Annotated in this window: 5 protein-coding genes; all 5 read right to left on the bottom strand. The window is 46.9% G+C overall.

The features are described from left to right. Positions 1 to 1,790, bottom strand: a 1,790-nt coding sequence (locus tag KK078_RS24890) for a hypothetical protein (RefSeq protein WP_254093044.1), incomplete at its 3' end; no start/stop codon positions are given. 2 nt (positions 1,791 to 1,792) lie between these two features. Then, complete coding sequence (locus KK078_RS24885) at positions 1,793 to 2,614, bottom strand: hypothetical protein (protein ID WP_254093043.1); 822 nt, start codon at positions 2,612 to 2,614, stop codon at positions 1,793 to 1,795. Positions 2,615 to 2,633: 19 nt separating this feature from the next. Beyond that, entirely contained in the window at positions 2,634 to 5,144 is a 2,511-nt protein-coding gene (locus tag KK078_RS24880; RefSeq protein WP_254093042.1) for a hypothetical protein, read from the bottom strand. Next, on the bottom strand, positions 5,131 to 7,215 hold the full coding sequence (locus KK078_RS24875; protein ID WP_254093041.1) for a hypothetical protein: 2,085 nt from the start codon (positions 7,213 to 7,215) through the stop codon (positions 5,131 to 5,133). The genes KK078_RS24880 and KK078_RS24875 overlap by 14 nt, the downstream gene beginning before the upstream one ends. A 332-nt stretch (positions 7,216 to 7,547) precedes the next feature. Continuing rightward, positions 7,548 to 10,421, bottom strand: coding sequence for a T9SS type A sorting domain-containing protein (locus KK078_RS24870; protein ID WP_254093040.1), 2,874 nt, complete (start codon positions 10,419 to 10,421; stop codon positions 7,548 to 7,550). Positions 10,422 to 10,452: the final 31 nt, after the last annotated feature.

Here is a 10,452-nt window from a genome sequence, read left to right as displayed (position 1 = left end):
CCCCCATCAAAACCAAAATACCGGTACTTCCGCTTGACACCGTTCAGGTTCTGCTCGTGCGTACCCATGTGGATCCCGGTAATGGAGATCTCGGCAGGACCGATCTTAATGGTGATGGCGGTAGGAAGAACCAGGCTTCCCCCCTCGATCTCAATGCTCCCATCTTGCCAGATGATGAGCTTTTTAATGTCTATCTCGGCCGGCAGGAACTTGCCCAGGAATCCGCCCTGATCTTCAAACTCCAGCAAGCCGGATACGGCAATGTAAAGCTGGTCGTCTTTTCTGCCGATCTCCGCTGACTTGATGGTAAAGGCCAGGATGTTTGGAATGGAAAGTTTTATCCCATCCGCCTCCCGGGCGGTGATGCTGAAGTCGCCGCCGTCTGCGATGTGCACGTCGATCTCAATCTCGGCGTCATTGCCGGCGCTGTCTTTGAAGCCGGGGATGAGGAGCTTGCCAAAGATGTTGGATTCGGTGATAGCCCCTTGCTTGAATGTTACATCAAATGCCTCCAGGCTTGCCGTCATCTTACCGATCTTGGCGCGGAAGGGCGAGCCCGTTGTCTCCAGACCGATCGTACCAGAGATGCCGCCGGTGCCAATGAGCAGGTTGCGGCCTTTGATGGCTACTTCCGGCGGGTTGCCTTGATCAGGATTGTTTTGGAACAGCTTAGGGGGAAGACCGATGGTAGCTTCCTGGATATACACTCCGATAAAGTCATCCGGACGACCATCGGCTAACGCTTCGGGGATGTTTTTCTTACGGCTGAGATCAAGTTTCATATTGTCAAACTCGATCGTGAGGCCGGTATTGCCTATTTGTGATTTTGTAAAGCTAAAGCTGCTCTCACCGCTAAATTCAAGTCCATTGTCTGTGCTGTACCGAAGGCTTCCGACATTGAATTTCACCTGCGATTTAAATTCCTCTGGCAGCGGATCGCCCGGACCGGTTGCGGAGTCACTATCCAGGTCATCTTCGGTTTCCAACGGTATCAGAATAGTCCTGGGAAACTCAAGCGCTACGGTTATATTATTAAGAGAAGCTGATACATGAGGAATCAGTAGTTCCCGGATATTGTCAGAAGAAAAAGCCCCAAGCCATTGGCTAAAGAGAATTTCAATTTTCGATAGGCTGTCGCCATCTATTTCTACAGAATCAATGAAAAAATCGAACACTACCGAGACCGGGTCAAATGCGTTACCATTGATGCTCATTTGAACAATCAGGTCCGCGACAACGGCCAGGTCATCCGAAAAGTTTCCCTTTCCCAATGGCGTGACTGGCGTGTATTTCGCATTGAATTCGTCTACAAACTTTTGAATCGCATCTTCAGGTTCTTCTGGATCATCTGCCTCCTTCGTGAGAACGAAAATAGATTGAAGCAATAGCTCATCGGCAGTAACTCCGCTAATCTCGGACACCAAGTCAAAGATGCTTCTTGCACTCCAGTCAAATGTCTGTAATTCAAAGCCCTTTATATACTTCAGGATTCCCCACTTGTAACTTACTGATAGCGGAAACTCACTTGATCCGGTCTCTGTAAAACTGGGGTTCAGCACAAGGCTCATTCCACCCGTTCCCGGTATGTCTAATCCAATTCTCCGGAAGGTGAGTAGTGACAGATTATAAAAGGCAGCATCGCCAGCCACGCTTTTATCGATCTGCAGGTTACGATAATAGAAATGATCAAAAACGCTACTTAATCCATTCTTAACAAATCCCAGGTTATCAGGGATATCCTCCACGGGGACCAGTGCCGATAAGGATGGATAAAATTTATTTGCTGCCATAATTACAACTTTCTACCTGGAACAAGATTTAAAACGGCGGTGCCCGAATCAATGAACTTTTTGATCTCCGTCAGTGGAATCTCCACGTTCATGTACTCAATGCCTATTGTTTCTTTCTGGCTGGATCTTCGATATCCGTCGGGGGGATTCAAATCATTGATCAATGTATAGACTCCCAAAACTTTGTCGTTTACATAAAAGGCCGGAAGCAATCCAGCCAGGTAGGTGATCTTGCGCTGATCGTGCTTATTCCCTTCACTATCACCATCTAAATAAGGAACGTTATCGATCTCTTTTATTCTGGCGTATTTTAAGACGAATTGCTCGAAATTTTTCCACTGGCTTTTCTTAATCACTTCCGTGAGCGACAGTGCTTCGTTTTCGTTAAGATCGATGGTGATATGGTGTTTAGGAAAATAGTCGCCAACGGAGGTACCACATACCCCTTCACTTTGGGATGTTAGACTTAGTATCGATTTGGCATTGATATTGACAAAAGTGACGATGGACATTCCCACACAATCCTCCCCAAAGTTCCTGTGGCGCTCAAAGTCGTCAACCGAATAACGTTCAGCATCTGGCGCTTCGCCGATTAAAGAATCCATGATAATTTTATTCAAATGCGATGTAACATTCGCTTTGTTGTTGTCGGTAATAAGCATCAGGTCTATTCCTCCCGCACACTGCTCACAACTGTCATCTATAGAAAATTGACCTAGTGAGGCCTGATGCATTTCCCGATGACCACTAACAAAAAATCCACCTCGCAGGTCGCAAAAAGAACATGCAAAAAACCAAACGATATATACAGGTATCAAAGACATAGAATACATTACCTTCATACTAATCAATCACACCTCTGTAAATGTTCTTTATCATGGGCAGGCTGTAGATAAATTCATACGAAGACGCCTGCCTCTCTTTTCGCAACGCCGGCACCAATTGACTCAACGCTTTCAGGCTGTGGCTTTTTATAGCACTCTTAAAGCTACCTGCATTACCACTAAGCGTACCAGGGCTATTATACACCGCACTGGCCATTAAATGAAGCTCGGCCTGATTTGGTGTATGAATACCGGTTAAACCTTGAATCACCTTACTCTCGATCGTCGTTCCATTGGAGTAGCTTTTGCCATCCTCACTTTGTCTTCTGGCATTGTAATACCTCGGAATAAATATCTCATTATAGATTCCCCTCAAACTCTGTGTGTAGCTTTTGAATTCAACTTTCTGAACCAGATCTCTGTTATTTATATAAACTGCGTAACCCCTTCCGCGACTGGCTCCCATCGAAAATTTCAATATATTCTTAATTACATTCTGGTCTGTGGCGCTGATACCGTTTTGTTTCAACCAGAAATCTTTGTCATACACGCCATTTGTGTTTGGCTGATTTGAAAAACTATAGTTCATGGTCTTCTCAACACTATGCCATCCATCTTTCAAAACATCCGTCACCACTTCCCACCTGTCTTTGTCAGCCGCGGGGTTAAAGGTTACATTTGAATTAACCTGTGACAGATCATCTGTTGCCGAATATACCGGATGAAAATAAGCAGCCTGCAATTTTCTTTCAATTTTGACCGTATACGTTTTTATGCCCCCCTGGTTGGGTGGCGAGGTGACCGTAACGAGCTCTTTTATCGCATCTTCTTGATCGCTTGAAAGCGAGCTCAGATGATCTGAAAAAAGAATATCATTGATAGCATTTTTCAGTTGAATGGCTGTTATACTATACGGTAACTCATCGCTTACGTTGTCCCAGTAGTACAACCGAAAATGTCCGGTAGCGGCGGTATTTACTGCAATGGTAAACTCGATCCTATAAAGGCCATTAAATGCGTTACCCAGATCCAATCCCATCCCCACAGTTATTCCTGAGTTATTACCGAGGATGGTCGCATCAACAATCGAATCAAATTCAGCCAAGTATCTATTATCTTTCTTCACAATCGTAGCACCCTCCAGAGACAATGACTCGTATGTATAATCGTCCGTTGTCGAGGCCGGATCGGAGTCTACTTTTGATGTTAATTGTTCTCCGGCCGCTAACAGCAGGTTGTACTTAATATTATTTACCTCTACATACAGATTACCAGTACCCGGTTCTTTTTTTATTGTTTTACCTTCAACATTCACCGTACCAAGTGCAGTGGTGAATCGTATATATTTCCGGTTCTTATACGACGTATTTATATTAGCCGGAAAATGTACTCCCCTGCTATAACTTCCCCGGGTTTGCTTAGCCAACCAACAAATATCATTGTATGGATTTTCCTGTCGCGCAGCAACAATAAAGAAATAAGGAGGTATTTTATTATAGCCGTCTTTCGGCTGCGTGGCATCGACGTGTTTGAATAAATTGACTCTCTCAGTAGCAGGTGTATCCAAATTGTATTTGGTCGTTAAGCTCAATTTTGAATCGGACAGATAGACCGCATCCTTTACGTCTATACCCAGAAATTCATAACCTTTTTGGTTCGTATACTTGTCCAGATCCTCTCCGGCGTCATTTACATTCTTCCATTCGGTTCCGAATTTTTGTACTTGCTCGCCAGCCGAATTCAATCTCTTCAGGTTATGCGCTGCACGCATCTCATTTGCTGCATAACTCCAGCTATTGGTAGCTTGCACCAGTGGATCTCCGTAAAATTGATTATACGTAGCATTCTTGAACGGCGCCTTGAACATGATATAAAACGTCAGTTTATCAATGCTTCGGTTGGTCTGCGCGGTAGTGCTTGTTGATGTGGCGAATTGTGTTGTTATTGCGCCGTTGGCCGTACCTGTTTGGGTAAAACTCAAGGTAAGGTCGCTTGCCGATCCGCCTACATCACTCGTTGCGCGAATCGTGATGACTGATCCGCTGACGGACGCATAGAAACCATGAGTCCTTATGGATAAATTTAAGTGGTTTATCAGGCCTTGGGCTACTAGGTCGGTAGTATCATTTGTCTTTACTTTGTACTCGGCAATCGATTTCGTCGTCGTTTTGATCTTTACGTTTAGTGTAATCTTGTTTTTGTTAACACCGGCGGCCGTTACCGTAAATGTGGCTGAGGCTATGTAAAAAGGATCGTTGCCGCTATCGGTTGTAGCATCATACCGAAGCACGGCAGGATTACTGCCATCGAGGTAAAAGCCCGCATACGCCGCTACTTTACCTTTTAGTAACGCATACCGGGGGCGCGTACTATCTCCCTGCTGGCCGGTCGGAATATCGCCCGCTACTTTTATCAACAAGTTCTTGATATCATTCGGAATGGTCGATAACGAGAGGTCAACTCCGAGATCGTCTATTGACTGATCGGCTGTAGTTGTTTCGGCAGCATAGTTCGTACTAAATATTGCCATTGGCGTATATTTTTATTCCCGTTGAAACTTCCTTGACTTGTATCGCTCCCCCGTTATTTTCAAACCCTCTCACTACTAGAATTGCCCGGGTATATTCCGCGCCTCCATTGTCGGTACCCTGTTCCTTGTTGGAAACACCGAGATAAACCCGGTACTTTGCGAGAAAGCTGGAATTGCACAGAGTAAGTATAGCGGTATAGTCGGCGGCCGAAAAAGTAATGGCAACGAGATCGTCGAGATCCGGCCCCTTAAAATTGCTGCCCAAAAGCCTATCTTCCTTAATATCGAGATATTGTTCCTGCGTTTCAGGATAAGTAGCTGTTGGCGCAAGCAGCAGTTTGTCTTTCGTGAGCGTCCCTTCAAATCTCCTGACGATCGTAGTCAAAAACCCCTCTTCACTGTCGATCGTTTCCCCCGACAGCGACAGCGTTTCTTTCCGTATGCTCTTGTTATCCGTGTTTTTTAGGAACGGAAGCCCAAATAACGTGTAGGAGAACCTATCTTTGGCGACTCCGATCTTTGCGCAAGAATCAAATCCAAGATTGCTGATCGCATCGATATACTGCTCTTCATCGTACACATACCATTTAACAGGATCGCTTCCCGCAAAGGGTATCTTCAACGCCGCCGGTGCGAAGATGTTATCAAGATGGTCTTGCGCGCGTATCACTGTGCCCGATGACGGCGGATTGTGGTCAGCGTCAAATCGTTTATTGTATTTGAGCCGGGTATAGCCGGAAATCAAACAGACACTCGCCAATCCATTTCTGTTTGGCAGCGCAAATGCCACCTCATTTGTAAAACCCGACGCCACCTCGAGCGGAAGAAATTTATCTTTCCCCTTTGATTGCTTAGGATATCTGGCCGAGAGGTATCCTGTGGAAAGAAATATTAATGGCAAGGTATTATCTCCGCTTCCATCGGGCATCTGAACTTTAAAAATATTCTTATTCGAAGTATTAGAAGCGGCGAAAAGCGAATTATTAAACATTAAGATCGGCCAGCCACTAGCATAATAATTAAGCGAAGAAGGGGCTGACGACGCATCAAAAGCGATATTGATGGAATTACCGTAGTTTCTGAAATAGTTAAAAGAGTGATTGTACTCATTCCGTATATCCAGGTACGATACGTTCTTATTATAAAATTTTATAAGAAGATCGTCATACAACTCATTTCCTTTCAACTTCTCAGAATGACCGGAAGACTGCTTTACCATAATCTTCGAATGGTAAAACATTCCAAAGAATGCACACGGATCGATATAGTTTAAGATCTCTTCTTTATCATGCCAGTGCTCAAATTGTTGAGGTTGAGTAGGACTTCCCGGAAGCGTCGCCACCGTAACAAGATTGTTATTGCTCCTTACTTTTCCTAACTGCGGATCAAAGCCAACACGTTCCACCATGATCTCCAGACTAAAGCCGGCTTTAGTGAATTTTCCCAGGCTCCATCCGGCACTGACAACCGGTAACTGGAAATCAGCGTTTTCCCTGTAAAAGAGGTCGTCTATGGACGCCGTGTTAGCCAGGGAAGCAGACAGGTCTATTCCAAGTGCCTGTTGCGGCGGGTTTTCTGATTCGGCTGTACTTCTGTTCCTCGCTTCTTGAGAATTCCACAAGCTGCGTGTAAGATCATTGTTGGTTTTAGCGGCTATTTCGCTCCCCGTAATCAATTGATCTTTTAAGAGACCCCTATATATAATGTATTTAATCCGGGGAAAATCAAAACCAGGTTGATTAACAGGTTTCAATATTAAATTAACAAGATCAGCGTTACCTGTATCACTTTGTATGCAGACAATGCCTTTGCATACGGCGTATGCGTTCGGATCGGCGGTCGCTGTATGTTTGCTTGTTACATTGAATACATCCATCCCGCCGCTTGTTCCGGCAGGCCCAAAAGCTTGAGGTTGCTGTTGTTCGTTCAGTAGATCAATGTCTGTAAAGAAAAAGAAATCCGCCATTTTAAAATCGAATATAGTAACCCACAATTCATTACCGATTGATAATGAGCAACGAAACAGCACCCTGATACCATAGGGAATTGCTTCAGCAAATAGCGCATCCAATTCAACGCATTGCTGAACGAAGACTCAAAACATCAAAACAAGGTTTAATAAAAAAACACAAGGCAAACATACTCACACTAATAATCCACAAATGAGTTTGCCTGATCCATCCCTGCCGATTGTATATATTTCTGTATATCTATCAGCTGTATAATGCCCAGGATGAGGACAGCATTTAACCAAAACTAACAAGAAAAATTACCTTTCAAAACACTTACTACAAATACTTCATAAATAGTTTATCAATGAAGGGCTTTATGTGTTCCTGAATTACAACGACAGGAATCTCTATATTGTTGCATACCTGTCGTTGTAATTATTAATTATAGGATCTAATGCTTCACAATAAACTTATCATAGAACATTCCTAATGAGCTACTTACAGCGATATAATACACTCCCTCGCTGTAGGATCCGATATCAACGACAACATCTTTCGTTACGCCCGATCTGGCTTCCATTTGATTGCCGGCGGCGCTGTATATCATCATGTTGCCCTGGGGCACATTTTCCGGCAATGTAACGGTAATCACATCCGATGCGGGATTAGGAAATAATTTCAGGCGACCGGTAGGTTTCCCGTGTTGGAAAGCATTCTCATCACTGCCCGCTGCACGTGCCATTGTTGAGGCCGTTTGTTGATCGGCGGCGTTCGTATAATTACATGTATTTGTATTAACAGGTAAATTATCGGGCACGCTGAATGCCGTTTCGCAGCCGTTTGAATCCGTAATGACAACGCGTATACCCGTAACCGTTTCGCGCGCAAGATATGCATAAGCATCAGGTCCTTCAGACAACGGGGTACCTGACGATCCGGCAAACCACCGGTAATAAGAAGCCGTGCCATTGGAGATCGTACCAGGATCGATATAATACACCTTATACAGAGGAATGGGTGCTGTGATATCCACGCAAAAATCCAGTCCGGAGCGTATAAGCTGTTGCGTCCGTGCCGTGCTATTACACCCGGACGCATGATTTGCCGTTACGGTCACAGTTCCGCCGCTCGCCGCATCGGTGGTGACTGTCACCGACAATACAGCAGTGTTTATGGGGTCGACACCCCATGCGGCCGGAAAGGTCCATGTATAGCTGTCGGCCCCGGCAACGGCGTCGATGGAGAAGGTTACCGTATGGGTAGCATCTTTACTGATACAGGTGTTATTTACTATGCCGTCAACATAATAACGTATGGCCCCCGGCTGAGCGGGTGCTACCACAACCAGGGCTTCACTGGCTGCACTTCCGGTCGTTGCATCGCAGCCCAGCGCACGGACACTGATCGTACCCGACGTGCTGCTGGAAATGACGTTAATAGAAGTGGCATTCGATGCCCCTTGCACGGTCCACCCGAAAGGAAAACTCCACGCGTACCCCACGGCATTGACAACGGGCGCAACACTGTATGTTACGAGGTTGCCGGCCGTTGCGATGCAACGCAAACCGTTTATGGTACTCGGTGGCGGCGGGCCGATAGACACCTGTAAGCTTCTGTAGTTGCTATTCGCACTTTCATCACACCCCAATGCTTTTACCCGGATCGTTCCCGCTGTATTATCAGTAGCGGTTATTGTAATGGAATGCTGATCCGGGCCGGCCGCGTAGCTCCACCCTGCCGGCACTTCCCACTGATACCCGATGGCATCGGCTATAGTGTCAATGCTATAGAGCATGCCGGTGGCGCCATAGGCTATGCACACGGGGCCGGAAATGGCCGCCGGCGTGGCTGGCCCCATACGAACGGCCAATTCGGTCTCGTTGCTCGCGGAAGCGGAGGAGCACCCCAAGGCGGTTACTTTCAGCGTGCCGTTTGTGTTGTTGGGGTTAACGGTTATGCTTGTACCATTGGTGGCGCCGCTAACGCTCCAGGTAGTGGGTATCTGCCATTGGTATCCGGTAGCGCGGGCTACGGGTGCAACGTTATAGGTGCTGGAAGTCGTGCCATACGGCACACACGCGAGGCCGTTTATCGCTGCCGGCTTATCCGGACCTGTTTTTACTTTCAGTACGCTGGCGACAGGTGCCGTGCCACAATCGCCTTCGATGGTGGCGTGTACCTCGACTTCTCCGGTTGCCGGAATATTCTCAAATGCAGGTATGATCACAATCGATGGACCGTTGCCCGGCAATACGGTCCAGCCCGCGCTTGCCGGCGACACGTCCCAGGTATACGTATTGGCACCCCCTTGTATTCTGTAGGTAAGCGGCGTGGTATTTCCGAAGGCCACACACTCCGGCCCCATAATGGGCGGTGCGACCTCGGGATAACGATTTACACCAAAGGAGGTGAACCGATCCCCACAGCCGGCGCGAGACGATCTTACGATGATATTTCCCCGACCGGAATCGTTAAACCGCACAGTCACCTGTGTGGAGTCCGGGCCATTGGCTGACACCACGCTCCAGTTATCCGGCAAGATCCACTGGTAACCGAATACCCCTTGTGGGTTATTCGTAACAGAAAAAGTAGCTTCGGTGCCGGCAGCATCACTGATACAAAACGCCCCCGATTCAAATGTAGGAGCCGGCGCCAGCGCTTTCAATGTTTTTGTGAATACGTTATTGTTCCCGTTACAGGCCGATCCTATTTTTACGCTCACTTGCTGATCGGCCGCCGTGTTCGTCACCTTTAAAAATATGGCGCTTCCATCAGAACTTCTGTATAATTCCTGAAGACCGGGACTTATTGTCCACACATAGCCGGCTCCGCTGTTGTACGATCCTAAATACGGCTTGATGCCGTACATGATCACAGCGCCTTCGCCCAACATGCTGGCATCCATACAGGTCGGTCCCGTCAGCACATCGGTACCGCCAATCGTAAATATTTTATGGATCTCTACTTCCCTGAAGGGATCTGAACATTCACCACCGGTCAGGCCGATATAAGCATACACCCGCAGCACGGAAGTGCCTTCGGTGAGGGACTGTACCGACACCCGGTTCGTATTTTGTCCGGACAGGATCTTGGTGTGTTCGGCTCCCTGTACGATCTGCCAGAGATAACGCACGCCGAGTATGGCCGGAACCGAGTAGGTTTGTGTGCCGGTTGTTGCGATACACGTGTTGCCGCTGATCGGACCGGGCGTCACGGCAATATTGGTGTCGACCGCTGCGCTCGTTGTTGCAGCTTCCGGTGTTTGTGCCACGAGCTGGAACGCAAACAGCGGTACCAGCAAGAAACTTAAGAGCGTTGTTTTCATAACGATAGTTTTTGAAAATATGCCGTGCAAT

This window comes from Dawidia soli, from assembly GCF_018598185.1.
Classification (GTDB): domain Bacteria; phylum Bacteroidota; class Bacteroidia; order Cytophagales; family Cyclobacteriaceae; genus Ohtaekwangia; species Ohtaekwangia soli.
The sequence above is the reverse complement of the archived record's forward strand: the minus strand, read 5'-3'. Positions and strand labels throughout refer to the sequence as shown.